Annotated in this window: 16 protein-coding genes; 5 read left to right on the top strand and 11 right to left on the bottom strand. The window is 74.4% G+C overall.

The features are described 5' to 3' along the window. Window positions 1-22 precede the first annotated feature (22 nt). Entirely contained in the window at window positions 23-1,582 is a 1,560-nt protein-coding gene (locus QBL21_RS24895) for an FAD-dependent oxidoreductase (protein ID WP_407564445.1), read from the bottom strand. 334 nt (window positions 1,583-1,916) lie between these two features. Further along, a complete protein-coding gene (locus QBL21_RS24890) occupies window positions 1,917-2,810 on the bottom strand; it encodes a TIGR01777 family oxidoreductase (RefSeq protein ID WP_407564444.1) in 894 nt (297 codons plus the stop codon). Window positions 2,811-2,865: 55 nt separating this feature from the next. Here QBL21_RS24890 and QBL21_RS24885 point away from each other — a divergent pair, with 55 nt between their 5' ends. Next, window positions 2,866-3,408 carry a GNAT family N-acetyltransferase gene (locus tag QBL21_RS24885; RefSeq protein WP_407564443.1) on the top strand — a complete coding sequence of 181 codons (543 nt, stop codon included), beginning with the start codon at window positions 2,866-2,868 and terminating at the stop codon, window positions 3,406-3,408. A 97-nt stretch (window positions 3,409-3,505) separates the two neighbouring features. Here QBL21_RS24885 and QBL21_RS24880 read toward each other — a convergent pair whose 3' ends face one another. Beyond that, entirely contained in the window at window positions 3,506-4,027 is a 522-nt protein-coding gene (locus QBL21_RS24880; RefSeq protein WP_407566552.1) for a DUF4240 domain-containing protein, read from the bottom strand. Between the two features lie 130 nt (window positions 4,028-4,157). Between QBL21_RS24880 and QBL21_RS24875 the strand changes: the two genes are divergently transcribed. Further along, entirely contained in the window at window positions 4,158-5,129 is a 972-nt protein-coding gene (locus QBL21_RS24875; RefSeq protein ID WP_407564442.1) for an SDR family oxidoreductase, read from the top strand. Here the strand turns inward: QBL21_RS24875 and QBL21_RS24870 are convergent. Then, the gene (locus QBL21_RS24870) at window positions 5,111-6,223 is read right to left on the bottom strand and encodes a helix-turn-helix transcriptional regulator (RefSeq protein ID WP_407564441.1); all 1,113 of its coding nucleotides are present in this window, start codon (window positions 6,221-6,223) and stop codon (window positions 5,111-5,113) included. The two genes, QBL21_RS24875 and QBL21_RS24870, sit on opposite strands and share 19 nt — an antisense overlap. A gap of 64 nt (window positions 6,224-6,287) precedes the next feature. On the opposite strand from QBL21_RS24870, the gene QBL21_RS24865 reads away from it, so the two are divergent. Together QBL21_RS24865 and QBL21_RS24860 are read left to right on the top strand one after the other, a co-directional pair. Next, window positions 6,288-7,835, top strand: coding sequence for a sodium-dependent transporter (locus QBL21_RS24865; RefSeq protein ID WP_407564440.1), 1,548 nt, complete (start codon window positions 6,288-6,290; stop codon window positions 7,833-7,835). Then, a complete protein-coding gene (locus QBL21_RS24860; RefSeq protein ID WP_078563802.1) occupies window positions 7,835-7,942 on the top strand; it encodes a methionine/alanine import family NSS transporter small subunit in 108 nt (35 codons plus the stop codon). The genes QBL21_RS24865 and QBL21_RS24860 overlap by 1 nt, the downstream gene beginning before the upstream one ends. Before the next feature lie 84 nt (window positions 7,943-8,026). Here QBL21_RS24860 and aceE read toward each other — a convergent pair whose 3' ends face one another. From aceE to QBL21_RS24840, 4 genes are all read right to left on the bottom strand, one after another. Then, window positions 8,027-10,747: a pyruvate dehydrogenase (acetyl-transferring), homodimeric type gene (gene aceE, locus QBL21_RS24855; RefSeq protein WP_407564439.1), complete on the bottom strand. Its 2,721-nt coding sequence runs from the start codon at window positions 10,745-10,747 to the stop codon at window positions 8,027-8,029. Window positions 10,748-10,983: 236 nt separating this feature from the next. Next, window positions 10,984-11,607 (bottom strand): GntR family transcriptional regulator, encoded by a 624-nt coding sequence (locus tag QBL21_RS24850; protein WP_407564438.1) that lies wholly within the window; start codon window positions 11,605-11,607, stop codon window positions 10,984-10,986. Window positions 11,608-11,746: 139 nt separating this feature from the next. After that, window positions 11,747-13,144, bottom strand: a complete 1,398-nt coding sequence (locus QBL21_RS24845; RefSeq protein WP_407564437.1) for a copper amine oxidase — start codon at window positions 13,142-13,144, stop codon at window positions 11,747-11,749. Next, window positions 13,137-13,916 (bottom strand): hypothetical protein, encoded by a 780-nt coding sequence (locus QBL21_RS24840; RefSeq protein WP_407564436.1) that lies wholly within the window; start codon window positions 13,914-13,916, stop codon window positions 13,137-13,139. Before QBL21_RS24840 ends, QBL21_RS24845 begins: the two co-directional genes overlap by 8 nt. 221 nt (window positions 13,917-14,137) lie before the next feature. On the opposite strand from QBL21_RS24840, the gene QBL21_RS24835 reads away from it, so the two are divergent. Further along, a complete protein-coding gene (locus QBL21_RS24835; protein WP_407564435.1) occupies window positions 14,138-18,301 on the top strand; it encodes a hypothetical protein in 4,164 nt (1,387 codons plus the stop codon). A gap of 99 nt (window positions 18,302-18,400) precedes the next feature. On the opposite strand, the gene sucB is transcribed toward QBL21_RS24835, so the two are convergent. From sucB to QBL21_RS24820, 3 genes are all read right to left on the bottom strand, one after another. Further along, on the bottom strand, window positions 18,401-20,302 hold the full coding sequence (gene sucB / locus QBL21_RS24830; RefSeq protein ID WP_407564434.1) for a 2-oxoglutarate dehydrogenase, E2 component, dihydrolipoamide succinyltransferase: 1,902 nt from the start codon (window positions 20,300-20,302) through the stop codon (window positions 18,401-18,403). Window positions 20,303-20,352: 50 nt separating this feature from the next. Next, window positions 20,353-21,741: a dihydrolipoyl dehydrogenase gene (gene lpdA, locus QBL21_RS24825; protein ID WP_407564433.1), complete on the bottom strand. Its 1,389-nt coding sequence runs from the start codon at window positions 21,739-21,741 to the stop codon at window positions 20,353-20,355. 188 nt (window positions 21,742-21,929) lie between these two features. Next, on the bottom strand, window positions 21,930-23,513 hold the full coding sequence (locus QBL21_RS24820) for a leucyl aminopeptidase (RefSeq protein WP_407564432.1): 1,584 nt from the start codon (window positions 23,511-23,513) through the stop codon (window positions 21,930-21,932). Window positions 23,514-23,654 lie beyond the last annotated feature (141 nt).

Genomic DNA, 23,654 nt, shown 5'->3' with positions numbered 1-23,654 from the left:
CACGGGTGGAGAACCGTTCCTTCTATGCTGCCGCCGGGACCACCGCCGTGCCCGTGGCCGGGGTCAGGCCGAAGTCTCGGAGGAGGGCGCGGGCCGCGCGGCGGCCGGAGTACAGGGCGCCCTGGGGGGTGCTCGTGTCGCGGTGGTCGCCGCATACGTACAGGCCGCACAGCACCCGTACCGGCCGGCGGAGATCGTGCGGTGCCGGCATCGCCGGTATCGCCTCCGGGTCGTGGTGCGCCCCCACCAGCTCCCAGTCGAACGCCGACGTCCCGTACAGCTCGCTCAACTGCCGCCGCGCCGACTTGTCCAGCACCCGCGCCGGCCGCACCGCGTCCTCGCCCAGCACCACCGAGCTGACCAGCGCCCGCCCCCGCGGCGCCCGCGAGGTGTCCGCGCCGCTGACCACCGCCGTGTGCGACACCGGCCCCCGGGCCCCCTCCGCGTCCAGCAGCAGCGCCGCCTGCCGCAGCCCCTCCCGGCCCGGGCCGCCGCGCGCCGCACCGGAAGCAGCCGCTCCGTTCCGGGACGCACCGTTCCGGGACGCTCCGTTGCGGGCTGCTCCGTTGCGGGTCACGCCGTCGCGCGCCGTGCCGTTGCGGGCTGGGCCGCAGCCGTCCCCGTCCCCGGCTCCCCGTACCGCCGGATCCCCCGCACCCCCGCCGCGTACCGTCCCCGCCCCGCCCCGCTCCCCGCCCGGCAGCGACTCCGCCGGGGCGCTGTGGTGCAGCACCGTCACCGGGTGGAACCCCGGCAGCCGCAGCCCCGGCAGCAGCCCCACCGCCGCCCGCGCGCCCGTGGCCACCAGCACCGACCGGCACCGCAGCACCCCGTGTCCCGCCGTCTGCACCGCGGTCGTCGACACCGACACCGCGCGCACCCCCGTCCGCACCGTCCCGCGCGGCAGCCCCGCCGCCAGCCGCCGCGGCACCGTCGCCGCCCCGCCCGCCGGCAGGCACAGCCGCCCGCGCGCGAACGACCGCAGCGCCAGGTCCGCGGAGCGGCTCGACGTGGTCAGCGCCGGGTCGTTGAGCAGCGCCACCAGCAGTGGCCGCAGGAAGCCCGCCGCTATCCGGGGCGGCAGCCCGCGCGCCGCCAGCGCGTCCGCGGCCCGGCGTTCCGGCCGGGCCAGCAGCCGCGCGGTGGGTACGGTGGCCAGCCGGGCCAGCGCCGCGGAGAGCCACGCCTGGTCGATCACGGCACCCCGGGGGGCGCGCGCGGCGTTGGCGAAGGCGCTCGCCGTTGTGAACGCGCCCCCCGTGCCCCTCGATCCGCCGATTCTCTGCCGCCGACCGCCCGCACACACGACCACGTCCCCGTTGAGCGGGCACAGCGGCACCCCCGCGAGCCCCGGCAGCCGACGGAGCTCCGGGTACGAGGTGTTGAGCAACTGGAGCGAGCGGTCCAGCCGGAAACCGTCGACGTGATCGGTGGTCATCCGCCCGCCGACCTGGTCGTCCGCCTCCAGCACGGTCACGTCGAGGCCCGCCTTGACCAGGTGCTGGGCCGCGGAGAGACCGGCGAGTCCGGCGCCTACGACGACGACGTCGACGGGGTCCGTGCTTCCTGCGGCATGGGGCACGGGTGCCTCCCGGGGGTTGTGCGTCCGCGGCCGAGCGCTCTCGATGCCTCTGGACGCCTGTTTGATGCCCAACTGGGCATGGCCGTATCCGCGTTCCGGCGCGGACGCGTTCCGATGACGATAGGTCGGATGGTGGCGCCGGCCAGGTGCGCACCACAAGGGCACGGACGCACACCCGGCGCGCTCACCGCGCGGCCGGCCCCGCCCCGGGCTCCGAGCGGCCCGCCGACCAGGCCCCGGCCCACCCGCCGACCATGCCCCCGCCCACCCGCTGACCAAGCCCCGGCCCACCCGCAGAGCGGGCCCCCGCCCCGGCCTCCGACCCGCCCCCGCCCTACCCCCGCAGCGCCGCCCGCAGCGCGTCCTCGATCTCCGGGAACGCGAACGCGAACCCCGAGTCGAGCAGCTTGCGCGGCACCACCCGCTGGCTCCCGATCACGTCCTCCGCGAACCCGCCCAGCGCCGCCCGCAGCGCCGCCGCCGGCACCGGGAACGGCGTCGGCCGGCGCAGCACCCGCCCCATCGCCGCCGTCACCTCGCGGTTCGTCAGCGGCTCCGGAGCCGTGAGGTTCACCGGCCCGGACAGGGACTCCGTGTCGACGAGGTGGCGCAGCGCCGCGATGTGGTCGTGCAGGGAGATGAAGCTCCAGTACTGCCGCCCGTCGCCGAGCCGCCCGCCCAGACCTGCCCGGAAGATCGGGAACAGCCGCCCCCAGGCCCCGCCCTTGCGGGAGACCACCAGGCCCGTCCGGGCGTGGACGGTACGGATCCCGGCCTCCTCCGCGGCGGCCGTCGCGCCCTCCCACTCCTGGCACAGGTCGGCGAGGAAGCCCCGCCCGGGCGGCGCGGTCTCGTCGACGCGCTGGTCGCCGGTGTCGCCGTAGTAGCCGATGGCGCTGCCGCAGACGAGGACGGACGGCGGCCGGTCGAGCGAGGCGACGGCGTCGGCGACGGCCGCGGTGCCCAGCACCCGGCTGTCGCGCAGCACCCGCTTGTAGTTCTCGGTCCAGCGCCGGTCGGCGACGCCGGCGCCCGCCAGGTGCACGACGGCGTCGCAGCCGCCGAGCCGGGCGGTGTCCACGTACCCCTTCTCCGGGTCCCACCGCACCTCGTCCGGCGCGCTCGCCTCCCGCCGCACCAGCCGCAGGACGTCGTGCCGGTCGGTCCGAAGCGAGCCGACGAGGGCGGAGCCGATGAGTCCGGAGGAGCCGGAGACCGCGATGCGCATGGGCCCATCCTGCCCTCATGTGCCGCCCTCCGGCAGCGCGTGTCACAGTGAGCCAATGACTGACGTGCACGACGGCGGGGCGGTCGGCGGCGGCGAGCTGCGCATACGGCCCGCGAGCGCCACCGACGGGGACCTCCTCCGCGACCTCGACGTCGCCACCTGGTCGTACCAGCACGCGGTGACCTCGCCGCCCAGCCCCGGCACCCCTTTCTTCGACGAGCGCCACCACCCGGACGACTACCTCGTCGCCGAGCTGCCCGGCAGAAATCCCGCGGACCCCGCCCGCGTCGTCGGCTACATCTGCGTCGTCCCGCCGACGCCGCTGCCGGCCAACGCGCACGTACGCCAGATCCAGGGCCTCGTCGTCGCCCCCGATGCCCGCGGCGCGGGCGTCGCACGGGCGCTGCTGCGGGCGGGCGCGGGGCACGCCCGCGCGGCCGGTGCGCGGCGGCTGACGCTGCGCGTGCTGGGGCACAACACGCCGGCGCGGCGGCTGTACGAGTCGGAGGGGTTCGCGGTGGAGGGTGTGCTGCCGGAGGAGTTCCTGCTGGACGGCAGGTACGCGGACGACGTGCTGATGGGGCGCGCGCTCCTCTGACGCCCCGCCGCGCCGAGCCCGCACGGGCCCCGGCCCCCGGCCCCCGCCCTCGCTCCCGGCCCCGCCCTCGCTCCCGCCCTCCGGCCGGCGCCCGCCCTCAGTCCTCCCGGTACAGCGCCCACAGCTTCGGGTACCGCCGCGCCAGCACCCGTACGTCCTCGAAGTCGATCGCCTCGCCCAGCGGCTCCGCGGGCCCCTCCGGCAGCTCCAGCTCCGGCAGCTTCAGCCCGGTCAGCCGCTCGTACGCCTCGCCCGCCGCGTACGCCAGGTCCTCCGCGTCCCCGTCCGCCTCCTCGTCGAAGTCGTCGAGCAGGTCGGCGAGGTCGTCCGGCTCGTGCAGCGCGCCCTCGAAGACGGTCCGGCCCTGCCCGACGAGCCAGCCGCGGAAGGAGTCGAAGGCGTCGTCGCTGACCCCGTCCAGCAGCACCCACGCCGCGCCCCACAGGTCCATGCGGTACGCGCGGTCCATCCGCGACTCGAAGTGGCAGGCGAAGTCGGTCACGGCGTCCGGGTCCAGCCCCGTCAGCCGGTCGACGAGCAGGTCGGCCTGCTCCACGGGGTCGCCCCCGGCGGCCTCGCGGGTGCCGTCGATCAGCTCCCAGAACTCCGACTCCTCCATCACGGGTCCAGCATCTGCCCTCCGCCCCGCGCCCGCACGCGGAGCACCGGGACGGAACCTCCCGAGCCCGTTTCGCAACCCGCCGGAAAACCAGACAGAAGATGTCCGGTTTCGCTGCCACGGTGTGCGCATGAGCGAAGAGCAGAACCGAGACAAGCCCGTCACGATCGCCGCCGCCGGGGAGATGCCGCTGCGCGGGAAGGTCGCCCTGGTCGCGGGCGCGACGCGGGGCGCGGGCCGGGCGATGGCGGTGCAGTTGGGCGCCCTGGGCGCCACCGTGTACGCCACCGGCCGTACGACCCGGCAGCGCGTCAGCGAGGTCGGCCGCAGCACCGAGACCATCGAGGAGACCGCCGAACTGGTCACCGCCGCAGGCGGCGAGGGCGTCGCGGTCCCCGTCGACCACCTCGAAGCCGACCGGGTACGGGACCTGGTCGCCCGGATCGAACGCGACCACGGCCGCCTCGACGTGCTGGTGAACGACATCTGGGGCGGGGAGCACCTCGTCGAGTTCGGCAAGAAGATGTGGGAGGTCGACCTCGACCGCGGCCTGCGGATGATGGAACTGGGGGTCAGGACCCACATCATCACCAGCCACTGCGCGCTGCCGCTGCTGCTGCGCACCGGCGGCGGGCTGCTGATCGAGATCACCGACGGCACGGCGGAGGCCAACAAGCCGTACCGCGAGATGTTCTTCTACGACCTGACCAAGAACGCCCCGATCCGGATGGCGTTCAACCTCAGCCACGAGCTGAAGGACGCCGGCGCCACCGCGCTCTCCCTCACCCCGGGCTTCCTGCGCTCCGAGCAGATGCTCGACCACTTCGGGGTGACCGAGGAGACCTGGCGCGACGCGGTCGCCAAGGACAAGCACTTCGCGCTCTCCGAGTCGCCCGTGCTCGTCGGCCGGGCGGTGGCGGCGCTGGCGGCGGACCCGGACAAGGCGCGGTGGAACGGGGCGTCGCTGTACAGCGGGCAGGTCGCCAAGGAGTACGGGTTCACGGACGCCGACGGCACCGTCCCGGACAGTTGGCCGTACTTCCAGCGCCTGATGGCCGGCGAGGACCCCGGCGACCCGGAGGGCTACCGGCTCCGCCCGTAGAGCTGGGCGGCGCTCGCCGCCGCCGCCGCGAACCGCGCGCGCAGCTCCGGCGGCCCCAGCAGCTCCGCGTCCGGGCCGAGGGCCAGGAGCTGGGAGTACGCGACGTCCAGGGACTCCACCCGCAGCCGGACGGCCGTCCAGCCCCGGTCGTCCGGCTCCCCGGCGCCGGCCACGGCGTCGTCGGCGGCGGGCCGGTCCGTGACGTGGGGCAGCCGCCGCAGCCCTTCGGGGGAGAGCCGTAGCGTCACCTCGTCCCGCAGGATCGAGCGCGCGAAGGCGGCGGCGCGCTCCGCCCAGAAGCCCGGCAGGTCGAAGCCCTCGTCCCGCTCGAAGCCCCCCGCGCCGACCGCGCCCACCGCGCCCCCCGAGCCGGCCGTTTCGCCCCCTCCGGCCCCCGCCGCCCCCACGGGCTCGGCCCGCTCGAAGCGCTCCACCCGGTACACCCGGTACGCGCCCCCCGCCCCCGCACCGCCGTCGGCACCACCCCCGGGCCCGCTCCCGGGTCCGCTCCCGGGCCCGCTCCCCGGCACCCGCGCCACCAGGTACCAGACCCCCGCCTTCAGCACGAGCCCGTACGGCTCCAGCTCCCGCTCCACCGCCTCCGCCGCCGGCCGCCGCCGGTACGTGACCGCCAGCCGCCGGTCCGCCCACACCGCTTCCGCCACCGCCGGCAGCAGCTCCGGCGCGTCCGGCTCGCGCCACCACCCCGGCGCGTCGAGGTGGAAGCGCTGCGCCGCGCTGTCCGAGGCATCCCGCAGCTCCGGCAGCAGCGCCGCGGACACCTTCAGCCGCGCCGCGGACGCCGCGTCCGCCAGCCCCATGTCCCGCAGCGCGCCCGGCACCCCGGACAGGAACAGCGCCTCCGCCTCGGTCCGACCGAGCCCGGTGAGCCGGGTGCGGTAGCCGCCGACGAGCCGGTAGCCGCCGCTCCGCCCGCGGTCGGCGTAGACAGGCACCCCCGCCTCCGCGAGCGCCTGCACGTCGCGGGCGACCGTCCGCTCGGAGACCTCCAGCCGCTCCGCCAGCTCGGCGCCGGTCATGGCGGCGCGGGACTGGAGCAGCAGGACCAGGTGGATGAGGCGGGCGGCGCGCATGCCGACCATCATGCAGTCACTTGATACCGTCCTTCGGTACTGCACCAAAACAAGAAAGTCCCATATGTCCAACGAGCCTCGTGAGCGTTGGGGAAACCGGGCAGGCTTCCTCTTCGCCGCGATCGGATCCGCGGTCGGTCTCGGCAACATCTGGCGTTTTCCCTATGTCGCCTACGACAACGGCGGCGGCGCCTTCCTCCTGCCGTATCTCGTGGCCCTGCTGACGGCCGGACTGCCGCTGCTGATCATGGAATACGCCATCGGCCGCCGCTACCGCTCCTCCCCGCCCGGCGCCTTCCGGCAGCTCTCCCGCCCCGCCGAGGCCATCGGCTGGTGGCAGGTGGCGATCTGCTTCGTGATCTCCGCGTACTACGCCGTCATCCTGGCGTGGGCCGTGCGGTACGTCGGCTTCTCGGTCGACGAGTCCTGGGGCGACGACCCCAACGCCTTCTTCTCCGAGGACTTCCTCAAGGCCGGCGAACCGGGCACCGTCTCCACCTTCGTGCCCGGCGTGATGTGGCCGCTGCTCGGGGTGTGGCTGGTCACCCTCGTCATCCTCTGGCTGGGCGTGCGCCGCGGCATCGAGTGGGCCAACCGCATCTTCATCCCGGCACTGCTGGTGTTCTTCGGGATCCTCGTCGTCCGCGCGGTCACCCTGGACGGCGCGGGCGAGGGCCTGGACGCCCTGTTCAAGCCGGACTGGGGGGCGCTGGGCGAGGGCAGCGTGTGGGTCGCCGCGTACGGGCAGATCTTCTTCTCGCTGTCCATCGGCTTCGGCATCATGATCACGTACGCCTCCTACCTGGGCCGCAAGTCGGACCTGTCCGGCTCGGCGCTCGTCGCCGGCTTCGCCAACAGCTCGTTCGAGATCCTGGCGGGCATCGGCGTGTTCTCGGTCCTCGGCTTCATGGCCGCGCAGCAGGGCGTGGGCGTCAACGAGCTGGCGACCTCGGGCGTCGGGCTGGCGTTCGTGGCGTTCCCGGCGATCATCTCCAGCATGCCGGCGGGCGGGTTCTTCGGCGTGATGTTCTTCCTGTCGCTGGTGATCGCCGGCCTCACCTCGCTGGTGAGCATCGTCCAGGTGCAGGTCGCGGCGGTCGAGGACCGTACGGGCCTGTCCCGCAGGGCGGCCGTCGCGCTGGTCGGCGCCGTGCTGACCGCCGTGTCCGTGCTGGCGTTCGCCAACGACGGCGGGCTGACGCTGCTCGACGCCTCCGACCACTTCATCAACCAGTACGGCATCGTGCTCGCCGGCCTCGTGGCGGTCGTCGTCGTGGCCTGGGTGCTGCGCCGGCTGCCGCTGCTCCAGCGGGACGCCAACGCCACGTCGGCGGTGCGGATGGGCCGCGTGTGGCTGGTCTGCCTGGGGATCGTCACACCGCTGGTGCTCGGCTGGATGATGGTCGACAGCCTGCGCACCGAGCTGGACGAGAACTACGGCGGCTACCCCGGCTCGTTCCTCGCCTGGGCCGGCTGGGGCGTCGCCGCGGGCGCGCTGCTCGTCGGCGTACTGGCCGCGCTGGTGCCGTGGCGCCACCACGGCGACATCGGCGGCCGGGCGCCGGAGGCGGAGCCCGTGGAGGATCCGGAACCGGCGAAGGAGGGCAACTGATGTCGGCGAGCGCCATCGTCATGCTGGTCGTCGCGATCGTGATCGTCTGGGGCGGCCTGGTCGCGGCGCTGCTGAAGCTGCGCAGCTTCCCGGACCAGCCGGACTAGGCCCCGGCGGCCCCGCTACGGGCCCGTCCCGCGCACCCGCGCGGGCCGGGCCCGTAGCCGTGCCGGCCCCCGGAACCGGGCCGCTCAGGCCAGCCCGTACTTCGACGCCGCCTCCGCGACCGTCTCCTTCTTCACCTCGCCGCGGCGCGCCAGCCGGTCCAGCACCGCCACCGCGATCGACTCCGCGTCGACCCCGAAGTGCCGGCGGGCCGCCTCGCGGGTGTCGGAGAGGCCGAAGCCGTCCGTGCCCAGCGAGGTGTACTCCTGCGGGACCCACTGCGCTATCTGGTCGGGCACCTGCCGCATCCAGTCGCTGACGGCGAGGACCGGGCCCGGTGCGCCTTCCAGAGCACGGGTGACGTAGGGGACCCGGTCCTCGCCGCGAAGCTGCGCCGTGTCACAGGACAGGGCGTCACGGCGCAGCTCGTTCCAGGAGGTGGCGGACCAGACGTCGGCCGCGACACCCCAGTCCTCGGCGAGCAGCCGCTGGGCGTCGAGCGCCCAGTGGACGGCGGTGCCGGAGGCGAGCAGTTGGGCGCGCGGGGCCTCGTCCGCGGCGGTCCCGGCGGGGAGTTCGGCGGTCCGGTAGCGGTAGAGGCCGCGGACGATGCCCTCCTCGACGCCCTCGCCCGCGGGCATGGGCGGCTGCGCCTTCGGCTCGTTGTAGACGGTGAGGTAGTAGAAGACGTCCGGGTCCTCGCCGGGGGCGGCGTGCCCGTACATGCGGCGCAGCCCGTCCCTGACGATGACCGCCACCTCGTACGCGAACGCCGGGTCGTAGATCAGCGCCGCGGGGTTGGTGGCGGCCAGCAGCGGGGAGTGGCCGTCGGCGTGCTGGAGGCCCTCGCCGGTCATGGTGGTGCGGCCGGCGGTGGCGCCGATGACGAAGCCGCGGCCCAACTGGTCGGCGAGCGCCCAGAACTGGTCGCCGGTGCGCTGGAAGCCGAACATCGAGTAGAAGATGTAGAAGGGGATCATCGGCTCGCCGTGCGTCGCGTACGACGTGGCCGCGGCCGTGAAGTCCGCCAGCGAACCGGCCTCGGTGATGCCCTCGTTGAGGATCTGCCCGTCCGCGGCCTCCTTGTAGTACAGGAGCTGGTCGCGGTCGACCGGGTCGTAGTTCTGGCCGAGCGGGGAGTAGATCCCGGCGCTCGGGAAGAGCGACTCCATGCCGAAGGTACGGGCCTCGTCGGGTACCACCGGCACCCAGCGCCGGCCGGTCTCCTTCTCCCGCATGAGGTCCTTGACCAGGCGTACGAACGCCATGGTCGTCGCGATCTCCTGGCTGCCCGAGCCCTTCTTCAGCGCGTCGAACGGCTTCGCCGACGGCTGCGGCAGCGCCACCGGGTGCACCCGGCGGGCCGGCGCGGGACCGCCGAGGGCGGCGCGGCGCTCCTGGAGGTAGCGCACCTCGGGGGAGTCGGGGCCGGGATGGGCGTACGGCACGAGGTCGCCGTCCAGCGCGCTGTCCGCGATCGGCAGCTCCAGCAGGTCCCGCATGTCGCGGAACTCGGCGCCGGTCAGCTTCTTCATCTGGTGGTTGGCGTTGCGCGACTCGAAGCCCTTGCCGAGGGTGTGGCCCTTGACGGTCTGCGCCAGGATCACGGTCGGCGCGCCCTCGTGCGCGACGGCGGCGCGGTACGCGGCGTAGACCTTGCGCGGCTCGTGGCCGCCGCGGGAGAGGTGGAAGCAGTCGAGGATCTTGTCGTCGGAGACCAGCTTCGCCAGCTGGGCCAGCGCGGGGTCCGCGCCGAAGAAGTGCTCGCGGATGTACGCGGCGTCGCGCGTGGCGTACGTCTGGAACTGCGCGTCCGGCACGGCCCGCAGCCGGCGGACCAGCGCGCCGGTGGTGTCGAGCGCCAGCAGCTCGTCCCAGGCCGAGCCCCACAGTGACTTGACGACGTGCCAGCCGGCGCCGCGGAACTGGGCCTCCAGCTCCTGGACGACCTTGAAGTTGGCCCGTACCGGACCGTCGAGGCGCTGGAGGTTGCAGTTGATGACGAAGGTGAGGTTGTCCAGCCCCTCGCGGGCGGCGAGGGCGAGCGCGGCGGTCGACTCGGGCTCGTCCATCTCGCCGTCGCCGAGGAAGGCCCAGACGTGGCTGGCGGAGGTGTCCTTGATGCCGCGGTGGGTGAGGTACCGGTTGAACCGGGCCTGGTAGATCGCGGAGATCGGGCCCAGGCCCATGGAGACGGTCGGGAACTCCCACAGCCACGGCAGCCGCCGCGGGTGCGGGTACGAGGGCAGCCCCTCCACGTCGCGGGGGGAGCCGGGGGCGGCGGAAGGGGCCGCCTCCTGGCGGAACCGGTCGAGGTGGGCCTCGGAGAGCCGGCCGTCGAGGAAGGCGCGGGCGTAGATGCCGGGGGAGGCGTGGCCCTGGATGTAGAGCTGGTCGCCGGAGCCGGGGGCGCGGGTGTCGTCCTTGCCGCGGAAGAAGTGGTTGAACCCGGTCTCGTACAGCCAGGCAGCGGAGGCGAAGGTGGCGATGTGCCCACCGAGACCGTACCGCGACCCGCGGGTGACCATGGCGGCGGCGTTCCACCGGTTCCACCCCGCGATCCGCTGCTCCAGCTCGGGATCCCCGGGCAGCTCGGGCTCCGCGGCCGTGGGGATGGTGTTGACGTACGGCGTCTCCAGCAGCGCGGGGACGTCCAGGCCGGCGTCACCGGCGTGCGCGACGGTGCTGCGGAGCAACTGCGCGGCCCGGTCGGGGCCGGCGTGCTGGGCCACGGCGTCCAAAGACTCGCGCCACTCGGCGGTCTCTTGCGGGTCGCGGTCCGGGAGCTGGTCGAGCTGACTCTGCATGGCACTACCTCCTCGACCGAACTGTAAGTCTCCGATCGATGATCGATCAAAGCTTGGAAGGCAAAATACCTTCGGGGAGGCGAAAGTCGGCATGCCGTGCCACCGATCCGGGCACGCAGTGCCCGCGGCGCGGGCGGGCGAGACCGGGGCGGGACCCGGGCCCGGGGCGGCGGGCCCGGGGCGGCGGGACCGCGCCGGACCCACGTGTCGTACGGGCCGGGGCACCGCCCCCCGGCTCAGGTCGGCGCGCAGCCCAGGACGTGGTCCTTCACCAGTTCCGCGATGGCCGGGTCGCGGCGGCGGAAGGCCGCGACGATCTCCGCGTGCTCCTCCGCGTACGCCTGCTGCCTCGTGCCCAGCCAGCGGATCGCCAGCGACGTGTAGATCTCGATGCCCAGCGACTCCCACGTGTGCAGCAGCACGCTGTTGCCCGACGCCCGCACCAGCTCCCGGTGGAACGCCACCGTGTGCCTGACCTGCGCCCCGCCGTCGCCCTTCGCGTCCGCCTCGCGCAGCGCCGCCACGTGCGGCTCCAGCGCCGAGACGTCCTCCGCCAGCCGCTGCGCCGCCAGCTCCGCCGCGATCTGTTCGAGACCGGCCCGTACCGGATAGATCTCCTCCAGGTCCGCCGCCGTCAGGTCGCGGACCCGTACGCCCTTGTTCGGCGCCGACTCGATCAGCCGCAGGCTCTCCAGCTCGCGCAGCGCCTCGCGCACCGGCGTCTGGCTGACCTCCAGCTCGACCGCGATACGGCGCTCCACGATCCGCTCACCCGGCTTCCACCGACCGCTGACGACGCCCTCCACGATGTGCTCGCGGATCTGCTCGCGCAGCGACGGGTGGACGACGGAAGGGGGCATCGGCATCTCCTCGGGTGCTCACACGGACAGGGCGCGGGGGGTGCAGACGACAATACGACGCCCCCGCCCGGACCGTGGCCGGACGGGGGCGCCGCGAGGTGCGCGTCAAGCGGTGCGCGTCGGTGCGCCCCGGCGGGCGTCAGTGCGCGTGCGCCGCCTGCTCGTCGAAGGGATCGCCGTTGTACTGCGGCTTGCGCAGCCGGTCCGGGGTGAGCGGGCTCATGTCCGTCACATCGCGCGGCGAGATCTGGAAGCCCTGCCAGTGCACCGGCATCGGCGTCTGGTCCTCGTCGCGGGCGATGTGGTGGAAGCCCACGTTCACCCAGACGATCGGGTGCTTGAGCTGCTCGCCGTTGTTGGCGGCGACGATGTCCTTCGCACAGTTGCTGTCGAAGTTCCGGTTGTGGTTCGGGAACTTCTCGCACTTCTTGTACTGCGTGAACCAGACGTCCTTGCTGGTGAACTTGCGCCCGGTGTAGCGCGCGCTGTTGCTGTGCACCAGCTCCCAGGAGCGCGTGTGCCCGTCGCCGTTCTTGCCGGCCGTGCCGCTCACGCGCCACCAGCGGTGCTGGTCGGAGTTGCCCGCGGTCTCCTTGGTGACGTTCTTGCGGGTCGTCTCCTGCGCCGGGTAGCCGCCCTCGCCGGTGCCGGTGCGCTTCGTGTCGTACTGCTGGATCTTGGCCGGGCGGGCGCTGTCCGTCTGGAAGTCCAGCCGCCAGAAGACGTTGTGCTGGTGGCTGGTCGCGCGGTCGCGCGAGTTCTTGCCGATCGGCCAGCCCTGCTTGTCCGAGGCGTCGAAGTCACCGGGGGAGAGGTTGCCGGTGGCGCCCTCCTTGGCGGTGATGGTGCCGTCGTCGGAGAAGTTCCACTGGGTGATGTAGTAGTAGTAGCCCGCCGAGTGGATCGAGTAGACGACGAGGTCGTCGCCCTGCGCGCTGTCGTTGCGGCCGTCCTCCTCGCCCACGTCCCAACTGTTGCCGAAGTGCGCGAAGCCGCGCGGCTGCTGGGTGACGCAGACCGCGTCGTACGCCTCGCCGCCGACCTTGACCGGGCGGCGGGTGCCGCCGGGGCAGTCCTTGGCCTCCAGCGACACCGGGGCGGTGCCCAACTGGATCTCGGTGACGTCGTAGTACTCGATGTTCCCGTCGTCGTACGGCACGTGTATCTGGCCGAGACGCGCGCTGTTGAGCACCGGGACCGCGTTGCGGGCGCCCTTCGGCTTGTACGAGATGTCCTCCAGGACCAGCCCCGCCAGGTCGTGGTTCCGGTAGCACATCTGCCACTCGGTGCCGCCCGGCAGCTTGTGCGTGATCCGGTACTCCTCGCTACAGCCGGGCGCCGCCGCCTGCGGCGCGTTCGGCGTCGCGGCGCCGGCGCTGGGCAGCGCCGCGGGAGCGGCGGCCGGCAGCAGCAGGACCAGGGCGGCGACGGCGCCCCCGCGCCAGGCCGCCGGGCGGCGCCAGAACGCGCCTGCGCGCCGGCCGCCGGCCGGTGCGTCCGGCCCGGCGTCCGGGCCGTGGGTGGTGGCGTTACGCATGGTGCACCTTCCGCTCGCTCAGGTCGATGACGTACGCGCGGGTGTCGATCCACGGGCCGTCCGCGACCCGGGTGAAGAGCCGCACGCAGCGGTGCTCCCCGCACTTCTCCAGGCCGCCGGAGTCGCCCGGCCGCGCCGTGTACGTCATCCCCTGGACCTTCAACTGCTCCGCGCCGGTCAGCTCCTTGCCGGTCGCCGCCTTGTAGTCCTGCCGCAGGCCGGCCCCGGCGGGGCTGTCGACGAGCAGGTCGGCGGCGGCCTCGGCCTCCGCCGCGGCGGGCGGGGGCTGGGAGCCGGTGGACTCGACGGTGTCCACGACCTTGTTGCTGGTGAGGTTGACGCTCTTCAGCACGAGCGTGTCGTTCGCGTAGTCGTAGAAATACACCTCGGCGATCCGGTCGTCGCCCTCGCTCACCGAGGTGTCGGCGAGGTCGGTGTTGACGAGCTGCGGTACGCCCTCGCGGCCCCGCACGCCCTCGCTCCCCGTACGCAGCGGCCGGTCCCCGGCGAGCGCCAGTTCCTCGGCGCGCTGCTCCTCATCCTCCGTCAGCGGGTCGCTGCCCGTGCCGGTCTTGCCGGTCGGCAGCGGGGCGGTCCCCGGCCCCCCGGTGCCCGGCGTCCCCAGCGCGCCGGGCGCCGGGGACGACGCGGCGGCCCCCGGATCCCCGTCCTGTTGGTCGTCGCCGGCCGCGCCGAACGGCACGGCCACGACGACGGCGGCCGCGGTGCCCGCGACGGCCGTCAACGCCCCCCACACGATGCGCTGTCGCATGCGGCGGCGGCCTCCCCCCGATGTGCTCATGGGAAGTCCCTTCATTTTGTTCGGTCCCGACCGATTAGATCGGTCGGGCCGTTGTTCAGCACCCCGTTTCAGCTCATCTGAACAATTCCCGGCCAGGTACCCGGCACGGTGCGAGGGGCTTCGAGGGCCGTCGGTGGCGCGGTTTATCGTGGGGGACGACCTGGGGGAGCAGGGGAACGAGGGGGTCGCCCATGGGGCGGCGGGAGAAGCCCGTGGATCCGTCCGCGGGCCCGGTCCAGCGCTTCGCGTACGAGCTGCGCAAGCTGCGGGCCGAAGCAGGAGGACCGACCTACCGGCAGCTCGCCGCGCGCGGGCCGTACTCGGTGACGGCGCTGTCGCAGGCCGCCGCCGGCGACCGGCTGCCGTCGCTGCCGGTGGCCCTGGCGTACGCCGAGGGCTGCGGCGGCGATCCCGGCGAGTGGGAGTGGCGCTGGCGGCAGGCGGCGGCGGAGGACGCCGAGCAGCCGTTCCAGCACGGCGGCGAGGCGCCGCCGTACCGCGGTCTCGCGCGCTTCGAACCGGGCGACCGCGACCGGTTCTTCGGCCGCGACCGGCTCACCGCGGACCTCGTGGAGCTGGTCCGCGCACGCCGCTTCGCGGCCGTCTTCGGCCCGTCGGGCAGCGGCAAGTCCTCGCTGCTGCGCGCCGGGCTCGTACCGGCGCTCCAGTCCGGGGACGTACCGGGCCGCGACGGCGAGGCCGGGGGACCCGACGAGCCGCGCGAGTCCGGCGGGCCGGGGCCGGAGCAGGACTGCCCGCCGCCCGCCGCGCTGCGCATCCTCACGCCCGGCGAGCACCCCGCGCGCACCCACGCCGACGTGCTCGACGCGGCGCCCGCCGAGGGCGACACGTACCTCCTGGTCGACCAGTTCGAGGAGGTCTTCACCCTCTGCCAGGACCCCGGGGAGCGCGCCGCCTTCCTCGACCGCCTCCTCGCCGCCCGCGACCCCGCGCGCAGGCTGCGGGTCGTCATCGCCGTACGGGCCGACTTCTACGGCCGCTGCGCCGAACACCGCGCGCTGACCGAGGCGCTGCGCGACGGGCAGTTGCTCGTCGGCCCCATGTCGCCGGCCGAGCTGCGCGAGGCGGTGGTCAAGCCGGCGGCGGCCGAGGGCCTGATCGTGGAACGGGCCCTGACGGCGCGGATCCTCAAGGACGTCGACGGCGAGCCGGGCGCGCTGCCGCTGATGTCGCACGTACTGCTGGAGACATGGCACCGGCGGCGCGGCCGGTCGCTGACGGAGGAGGCGTACGAGGCGGCGGGCGGCGTCCGCGGCGCCATCGCCAGGACCGCGGAGCGCGTCTACGGCGAACTGACCCCGCCCCAGCAGCAGGTGGCGCGCCGCGCGCTGCTGCGCCTGGTCTCCCCGGGCGAGGGCTCCCAGGACACCCGCCGCCCGGCACCCCGGGCGGAACTGGCGGACGTCGCCGCGCACGCGGCGGCCTCCGGCGGGGGAGGCGGGGAAGCGGAGGCCGCCGCGGGTGAGGGCGCGGACGGCGGGGGCCGGCGGTGGAGCCGCCGGGGCGGCGCTTCGACAGGCGGGAAAGCGGCGGGGCCGGGGAGCGAGGCCGCGGACGGTGTGGACGCCGCGGGCCGTGCCGGGCCGCGGCGGAGACGGTGGCTCGGGGGTCTCGGGGGTCTCGGGGGCGGAACACCCGAGTTCCGGGAAGGGGCGGGGTCGGGAGGGGCGGGGCCGGGGAAACCCTCCCGCCCGCCCACCGCACACGACGACACCCCGGCTCACAGCGGCCCCGGCCCCGCCCACCGACCCGCACACCACACCGGCGACAACACCGGCGACCACACCGCCGCCGACGCCGCCCAGGACGTCGGGCACGTGCTCGAACGGCTCGTGGAAGCCCGGCTGCTGACCCTCGACGACGACGTCGTCGACCTCGCGCACGAGGCGCTGCTCACCGCCTGGCCCCGGCTGCGCGGCTGGATCGAGGAGGACCGCGAGCGCATGCGCGCCCTGCGCCGGCTCACCGAGGCCGCGCACGGCTGGGAGGAGCTGGACCGCGACCCCGGCGCGCTGTACCGGGGCAGCCGGCTGGCGCAGGCCGAGGAGCTGTTCGCCGACCGGCCGCACGAGCTGACCGGCGGCGAGGGCGCGTTCCTCGCCGCCAGCACCGCCGCCCGCGGCCGGGAGCGGCGCCGCTTCCGCGGGCTGCTCACCACGCTGGTGGCGCTGCTCGTCCTCGCCCTGGTCGCCGGTTCGTTCGCCTGGCAGCAGGACCGCGCCGCCGACGCCGAGCACCGCCGCGCCGAGGCCCGCCGGGTCGCCGCCGTCGCCGGGAGCCTGCGGTTCACCGATCCCGTACGGGCCATGCAGCTCAGCGTCGCCGCCTGGCGGCTCGCCGACACCCCGGAGACCCGCGGCGCCCTGCTCGGCGCGCTGCACCAGCGCGAGTCCGACTCGTTCGCGCTCCCGCAGTCCGGCGAGCCGCGCGCGCAGCGCTTCCTGAGCGCCGACGGCCGCACGGTCACCAGCGTCGGCGAGGAGCGCACCGAGCGCTGGGACGTCGCCACGCACCGCCGGCTCGACTCCGGCCCGGGCCTGGGCCACCCGGCCGACGAGTCCGACTTCCAGCTCTCTCCCGACGGCCGCACCCTGGCCGTCGCCGACCCGGAAGGCGGCATAAGGCTGCGCCCCGGCGGCGCGAAACTCCCCGGCACGACGGGCTGGTTCGGCCCCAGCGGCCGGACGTACGTGGCGAACACCTGGTCCTTCGACGGCGAGCGGACGGACCTCGCGCTCTGGGACGTGGGCACCCGCAAGAAGCTCTTCTCCTACGAGACGGGCACCGAGGGCTCCGGCTGGTTCAGCCACGTCAGCCCCGACGACCGGCTCGTCGTGGTGTGCCCGCGGGACGGCCCGCCGGAGGTGTGGCGCACCGGCGCGTCGCAGCGCAGGCTGCGCGCGTATCCGGCCGCGGGCGGTGCGTGCAGCTCCGACACCGCGGTGCTGGAGTTCACGCCGGACAGCCGCGGGATCGTCGTCATGGACGACTCCGGCTTCCGCGTGCTGGACGTCGAGACCGGGCGGAAGCGGCTGGACGTGGAGCGCGCGGGTCTCTCGGAGATCGAGTTCAGCCGGGACGGCTCGCTGGTCGCGGCCGTGGGCCCGGACGAGCTGGTCGTCTGGCGCACGGCCGACGCCTCTGCGCCCGTGCTGCGCCACCCGCTGGTCAGCGAGTACGCCACGGAGCTGCGCGTGACGCCGGGCAACAGGGAGCTGCGGTACCTCAGCGGCCTGTCCGGGCACGTGGTACGTACCGTACGGCTGGACGGCATCGCGGGCGCCGGCTGGCGCGAACGGCGGCTGGAGGGCGCGGTGTTCAGCCCGGACGGCGGCAAGCTGGTCACCGCCCGCCGCTCGGGGTCGCGCGGCGTCTTCGAGGTGCGCGACATGCGCGGCGGCCGGACGCCGCAGTTGCCGCCGCCGCTGCCGTGCCCGGTGCCGGAAGGGCTGGATCCCGTGGACGACTTCTGCATCCCGCTGATGGCGTTCAGCCCGGACGGCCGCCGGCTCGCGTACGCGCTGCCGAGCGTCCTGGGCGACGAGCCGGAGCGGGTGCGGGTGTGGGACACCGAGACGGGCCGGACCGTACGTACCCTCGACGTCACCCCGGACCCCGAGCGGACCAACCCGCTCAACAGCCTCGCCTACGGTCCCGGCGGCCGGCTCATCCTCTCCCGCATCCCCGACCGGGAGTCCCTGGAGGTGTGGGACGTCTCGCGCGGCGAGCGCGTGCGGCGGCTGCGCGACACCGGCGGCGACCCGCTGGCCCTGCACCCCGGCGGCGGGCTGCTGGCCACCGGCGACGACCAGCTCGTCGCCCTGCGCGGGGGCCGGGTCACGCCGCGCCCGCTGGCCCAGGACGGCCTGCGGTCCGTGGAGTTCAGCCCGGACGGCCGCTTCCTCGCCGCGGGCGACGACTCCGGCCGGGTCACCCTGTGGGACGGCGGGGGCCGGCGCCGCCTCGGCGTCCTGCCCGGTACGTACCGGGGGATGCAGACGGGCTCCGCGGAGCCGGCGACGGCGCTGGCGTTCTCGCCGGACGGCCGCACGCTGGCGGTCGCCGGGCACTCGGGGACGCTGCGGCTGTGGGACACCGCGTCGAACCAGTCGCTGGGCGGCAGCCTGCCGACGGCCGGCGACGAGCTGCTGGCGGTCTCCTTCAGCCCGGACGGCAGCGAGGTCTACGCCGTCGGCCGGCACACGGCGCCGCGCGCCTACCCGGCGGACCCGGAGCGGGCCCGGCAGGCGGTGTGCGCCCGCGCGGGCGGCGGTCTGTCGCGGGCCGACTGGGAGGCGTACCTGCCGGGGGTCGCGTACCGCGACACGTGCTGACCCGCCCCGGCCCGGCACACGGCCGCGCCCCCGCCCGAGCTGCTGCCCGGCGCGGGGGCGCGGTCGTGTCGTACGGCTACTGCCGTGGGGCGGATCGCCTCACAGGCCGATCTCGCTCTCGAACTCGCCGGCCTCCAGCAGGCCCTTGACCGCCCCCAGGTAGCGGGCGGCGTCGGCGCCGTCCACCAGGCGGTGGTCGTAGGAGAGCGTCAGGTAGGTGAGGTGACGCACGGCGATCGTCTCGCCCAGCTCCGGGTGGTCGATGACCGTGGGGCGCTTGACGGTGGCGCCGAGGCCGAGGATGGCGACCTGGTTCGGCGGCACGATGATCGTGTCGAACAGCGCCCCGCGCGAGCCGGTGTTGCTGATGGTGAAGGTCGCGCCCGACACCTCGTCCGGGGTGATCTTGTTGTTACGGACCTTGTCCGCCAGCTCCGCCGTCTTCCTGGCGATGCCGGCGATGTTGAGGTCGCCCGCGCCCTTGATGACCGGGGTCATCAGGCCCTTCTCCGTGTCCACCGCGATACCGACGTTCTCGGTGTCGAAGTAGCTGATCGTGCCCTCGTCCTCGTTGATACGGGCGTTGACGACCGGGTGGGCCTTCAGCGCCTGGACGGCGGCCTTGACGAAGAACGGCATCGGCGACAGCTTCACGCCCTCGCGCTGCGCGAACGCGTCCTTGGCCCGGGCCCGCATCCGCATGATGCGGGTGACGTCCACCTCGACCACGGTGGACAACTGGGCCTGGTCGTGCAGGGCGCGCAGCATGTTGTCGCCGATGAGCTTGCGGATGCGCGGCATCTTCACGGTCTGGCCGCGCAGCGGCGACGCCTCCAGCACGGGAGCCGCGGGCCGGCTCGCCGACGGTGCCGCGGAGGCGGCGGCCGGGGCGGAGGCGGCGGCGCGGGCGGCCTGCTCGGCGGCGGCGACGACGTCCTGCTTGCGGATCCGGCCGCCGACGCCGGAGCCCTTGACGGAGGTCAGGTCGACGCCGGACTCGGCGGCGAGCTTGCGCACCAGCGGGGTGACGTACGCACCCTCGGCGGCGGGCGCCGTCGGGGCGGGCGCCGGTGCCGCGGCGGCCGGAGCCGGAGCAGCGGCCGGAGCCTTGGCCGGAGCCGGTGCCTGGGCGGCCGGAGCGGGTGCCGGGGCGGGCTGAGCCGGCTGGGCGGGCTGGGCCGGCTGGGCGGGCTGGGCCGGCTGCGCGGGCTGGGCCGGCTGCGCCGGAGCCGCGGCGGGCGCGGCGGCCGGAGCGGGCGCCTCGGTCGCGGGCTGCTGCGCCGGAGTCGCCGGGGCGGCGTCCTGCGGAGCGGCCGGCGCGGCCTGCGCCGCCGGAGCGGCGTCGCCGCTGCCGATGACCGCCAGCTTCGCGCCGATCTCGGCCGTCTCGTCCTCCTGGACCACGATCTCCAGCAGGGTGCCGGAGGCGGGGGCCGGGATCTCGGTGTCGACCTTGTCGGTGGAGATCTCCAGCAGCGGCTCGTCGGCCTCGACCTGCTCGCCGACCTGCTTGAGCCAGCGGGTCACCGTGCCTTCGGTGACCGACTCGCCCAGCTCGGGCAGCGTGACGTCGGTGCCCTGGGCACCGCCGCCGCCCTGCGCGGGCGCGGACTGCTCGGGCGCCGGGGCCGGGGCCTCGGCCTGGGCGGGCGCCGGAGCCGCGGCGGGCTCCGCCGCGGGCGCGGGGGCCTCCTCGGCGGCCGGGGCCTGCTCGGCCGGAGCCTGCTCGGCGGCCGGCGCGGGGGCCGCCTCGGCGCCGCCGGTGCCGTCGTCGATCACGGCCAGCTCGGCGCCGATCTCGACGGTCTCGTCCTCGGCCACCTTGATGGAGGACAGCACTCCGGCGGCGGGGGACGGGATCTCGGTGTCGACCTTGTCGGTGGAGACCTCGAGCAACGGCTCGTCGGCCTCGACACGCTCGCCCTCGGCCTTGAGCCAGCGCGTGACGGTGCCCTCGGTGACGCTCTCGCCGAGCGCCGGCAGGGTTACGGAAACCGCCATGGTTTCGGTTGCTCCTAACGATCTTTGCGGATGGTGGGCGTGTCCGTGGCTCAGTCGTGAGCGTGGAGCGGCTTGCCGGCCAGCGCCAGATGGGCTTCGCCGAGCGCCTCGTTCTGCGTCGGGTGCGCGTGGATGAGCTGGGCCACCTCGGCCGGCAGCGCCTCCCAGTTGTAGATGAGCTGCGCCTCACCGACCTGCTCGCCCATGCGGTCGCCGACCATGTGCACGCCGACCACGGGGCCGTCCTTGACCTGGACGAGCTTGATCTCGCCCGAGGTCTTGAGGATCTTGCTCCGGCCGTTGCCCCCCAGGTTGTACTTCAGCGCCACGACCTTGTCGGCGCCGTACGTCTCCTTCGCCTTCGCCTCCGTGATGCCGACGGACGCGATCTCCGGGTGGCAGTACGTCACCCGCGGCACGCCGTCGTAGTCGATCGGCACCACGTCGAGGCCGGCCAGCCGCTCCGCGACGAGGATGCCCTCGCCGAAGCCGACGTGCGCGAGCTGGAGGACCGGGGTCAGGTCGCCGACGGCGGAGATCGTCGGCACGTTCGTGCGCTTGTACTCGTCCGTGAGGACGAAGCCGCGCTCCATGGCCACGCCCTGCTCCTCGTAGCCAAGACCCTGCGAGACCGGGCCGCGGCCCACCGCGACCAGCAGCAGCTCGGCCTCGAACTCCTTGCCGTCCGCGAGGGTGACCTTGACGCCGTCCTGGGTGTACTCCGCCTTCTCGAAGAAGGTGCCCAGGTTGAACTTGATGCCCCGCTTGCGGAAGGCCCGCTCCAGCAGCTTGGAACTGCTCTCGTCCTCCGCCGGGACCAGGTGCTTCAGGCCCTCGATGATCGTCACGTCGGTGCCGAAGGACTTCCACGCGGAGGCGAACTCCACGCCGATGACGCCGCCGCCCAGCACGATCGCCGACTTCGGTACGCGGTCCAGGACCAGCGCGTGCTCCGAGGCGATGATGCGGTCGCCGTCGATCTCCAGGCCCGGCAGCGACTTCGAGTACGAGCCGGTGGCGAGCAGCACGTGCCGCCCGTTGTACCGCTGCCCGTTCACGTCCACCGAGGTCGGCGAGGACAGCCGTCCCTCGCCCTCCACGACGGTGACCTTGCGGGAGGCGATCAGCCCCTGAAGGCCCTTGTAGAGGCCGGCGACGACGCCGTCCTTGTACTTGTGCACGCCGGCCATGTCGATGCCGTCGAGCGAGGTGTTCACTCCGAAGGATGCGCCTTCGCGCGCCTGGTCGGCGAGCTCCCCGGCGTGCAGCAGCGCCTTCGTCGGGATGCATCCGCGGTGCAGGCAGGTGCCGCCCACCTTGTCCTTCTCGATCAGGGCGACGTCAAGACCAAGCTGAGCGCCTCGCAGGGCGGCGGCATAGCCACCGCTGCCGCCTCCGAGGATCACCAGGTCGAAAACGGTGCTGGCGTCGTTCGCCACGTCACGTCCTCCATGCATGTGCGCCGGTGGCCGGCCGTGGTGCGGCCGGGCGGCGGCTCCTTATCGGCCGCTCTACTACTGAGGCCCTGTCCTGCCATCAGCCATCTTCGCACTTGTCGCCGGAAGGCGGAGACGCGGGCCGCACCCCGCCGGCCCGGGAACCGGTCGCCGGCGGGCTGCGGAGCACGTCAGACCAGGTCGCCGTGGGCCGCCTCCTCGGCGAGCGCGACCAGCGTGCGGACCGCCGAGCCGGTGCCGCCCTTGGGGGTGTAGCCGAACGGGCCGGAGGTGTTGAAGGCCGGGCCCGCGATGTCCAGGTGGGCCCAGGTGATGCCGTCGCCGACGAACTCCTCCAGGAAGAGCCCGGCCACCAGCCCGCCGCCCATCCGCTCGCCCATATTGGCGATGTCGGCGATCGGGGACTCCATGCCCTTCTTCAGCTCCGGCGGCATCGGCATCGGCCAGGACTGCTCGCCCGCCGCCTCCGCGAGCATGTGGATCCGGGTCCGGAAGGCGTCGTCGTTGGCCATGATCCCGAAGGTGCGGTTGCCCAGGGCCAGCACCATCGCGCCGGTGAGCGTCGCCACGTCGACCATGTAGTCGGGCTTCTCCTCCGACGCCCTGGTCAGCGCGTCGGCGAGGACGAGCCGGCCCTCGGCGTCGGTGTTCAGCACCTCGACGGTCTTGCCGCTGTACATCCGCAGCACGTCGCCGGGGCGGGTGGCGGAGCCGGACGGCATGTTCTCGGCGAGCGCCAGCCAGCCGGTGACGTTCACCGGCAGCTCCAGCCGGGCGGCGGCGGAGACGGCGGCGAGCACGGCGGCGGCGCCGCTCATGTCGCACTTCATCGTCTCGTTGTGGCCGGCGGGCTTGAGCGAGATGCCGCCCGAGTCGTACGTGATGCCCTTGCCGACCAGCGCGATCGTCTGCTTCGCCTTCGGGTGCCGGTGCTCCAGGCGGACGAGGCGGGGCGGGGTCTGCGAGCCCTGGCCGACGCCGAGGAGGCCGCCGTAGCCGCCCTTGGCGAGCGCCTTCTCGTCGGTCACCGCGACCTTGAAGCCGTGCTCCTTGCCGGCCTGCTGGGCGGCGGCGGCGAAGCCGGTGGGGTCGAGGTCGTTGGAGGGGATGTTGACCAGGTCGCGGGCGCGGTTGACCTCCTCGGCGAGCACGGTGGCGCGCTCGACGGCGGTGCGGTTGGCCTTGTCGCGCTTGCCGCCGGCGAGGGCGATCTCGGCGAGCGGTGCCTTGGCGCCGCCGCCGTTCGCCCTGGCCTTCGCGCCCTTGGCGCTCTTCGCGCCCTTGTCACCCCTGTCGTCCTTGGCGCCGGCGTCCGCGCCGCCGCGGTAGGTGTTGAAGGCGTACGCGCCGAGCAGCGCGCCCTCCGCCACGGCGGCGGTGTCGTCGGCGACCTCCAGCGGCAGCGCGAACGCGGCCTTCTTCACACCGGCCAGCGCGCGGGCGGCGGCGCCCGCGGCGCGGCGCAGGGTCTCCGTGTCGTAGCCGGCGCCCTTCTCGGGCACGGCGCCGAGGCCGACGGCGACGACGAGGGGCGCCTTGAGGCCGTCGGGCGCGGGCAGCTTCGTGACCTCGCCCTCGCCGCCCGACGCCCCGAGGGCCTCCAGCACGGCGCCCAGCTTCCCGCCGTACGCCTCGTCGACCGCCTCCGCGCCGGGCGCCGGCACGGGACCCTTGGGGCCCTTGGCCACGCCCACGACGACGGCGTCCGCACGCAGGCCGGCGGCGGACGAGGAACTGAGAGTCAGAGCAGTCACGGTGGTGGAAATCCATTCTCGGGTGCGGGCTTGGGGGGTGTACGCCGCATCGTATGCGGTACGTCCGCCGCCGGGGGCGCCGGGTTGGAGGCGGGTTTCCCCGCGTACGGGCAGGTGGCGGAGATCCGCCGCGGGGCCGCC

It is taken from the genome of Streptomyces sp. 184, from assembly GCF_045781775.1.
Classification (GTDB): domain Bacteria; phylum Actinomycetota; class Actinomycetes; order Streptomycetales; family Streptomycetaceae; genus Streptomyces.
This window is presented reverse-complemented; position numbering and strand designations above follow the sequence as displayed.

Coding starts and splice junctions, on each gene's coding strand:
- QBL21_RS24890 (WP_407564444.1), bottom strand. CDS start 2,810: ATGCGCATCGCGGTCTCCGGCTCCTCCGGACTCATCGGCTCCGCCCTC.
- QBL21_RS24885 (WP_407564443.1), top strand. CDS start 2,866: ATGACTGACGTGCACGACGGCGGGGCGGTCGGCGGCGGCGAGCTGCGC.
- QBL21_RS24880 (WP_407566552.1), bottom strand. CDS start 4,027: ATGGAGGAGTCGGAGTTCTGGGAGCTGATCGACGGCACCCGCGAGGCC.
- QBL21_RS24875 (WP_407564442.1), top strand. CDS start 4,158: ATGAGCGAAGAGCAGAACCGAGACAAGCCCGTCACGATCGCCGCCGCC.
- QBL21_RS24870 (WP_407564441.1), bottom strand. CDS start 6,223: ATGCGCGCCGCCCGCCTCATCCACCTGGTCCTGCTGCTCCAGTCCCGC.
- QBL21_RS24865 (WP_407564440.1), top strand. CDS start 6,288: ATGTCCAACGAGCCTCGTGAGCGTTGGGGAAACCGGGCAGGCTTCCTC.
- QBL21_RS24860 (WP_078563802.1), top strand. CDS start 7,835: ATGTCGGCGAGCGCCATCGTCATGCTGGTCGTCGCGATCGTGATCGTC.
- aceE (WP_407564439.1), bottom strand. CDS start 10,747: ATGCAGAGTCAGCTCGACCAGCTCCCGGACCGCGACCCGCAAGAGACC.
- QBL21_RS24850 (WP_407564438.1), bottom strand. CDS start 11,607: ATGCCCCCTTCCGTCGTCCACCCGTCGCTGCGCGAGCAGATCCGCGAG.
- QBL21_RS24845 (WP_407564437.1), bottom strand. CDS start 13,144: ATGCGTAACGCCACCACCCACGGCCCGGACGCCGGGCCGGACGCACCG.
- QBL21_RS24840 (WP_407564436.1), bottom strand. CDS start 13,916: ATGCGACAGCGCATCGTGTGGGGGGCGTTGACGGCCGTCGCGGGCACC.
- QBL21_RS24835 (WP_407564435.1), top strand. CDS start 14,138: ATGGGGCGGCGGGAGAAGCCCGTGGATCCGTCCGCGGGCCCGGTCCAG.
- sucB (WP_407564434.1), bottom strand. CDS start 20,302: ATGGCGGTTTCCGTAACCCTGCCGGCGCTCGGCGAGAGCGTCACCGAG.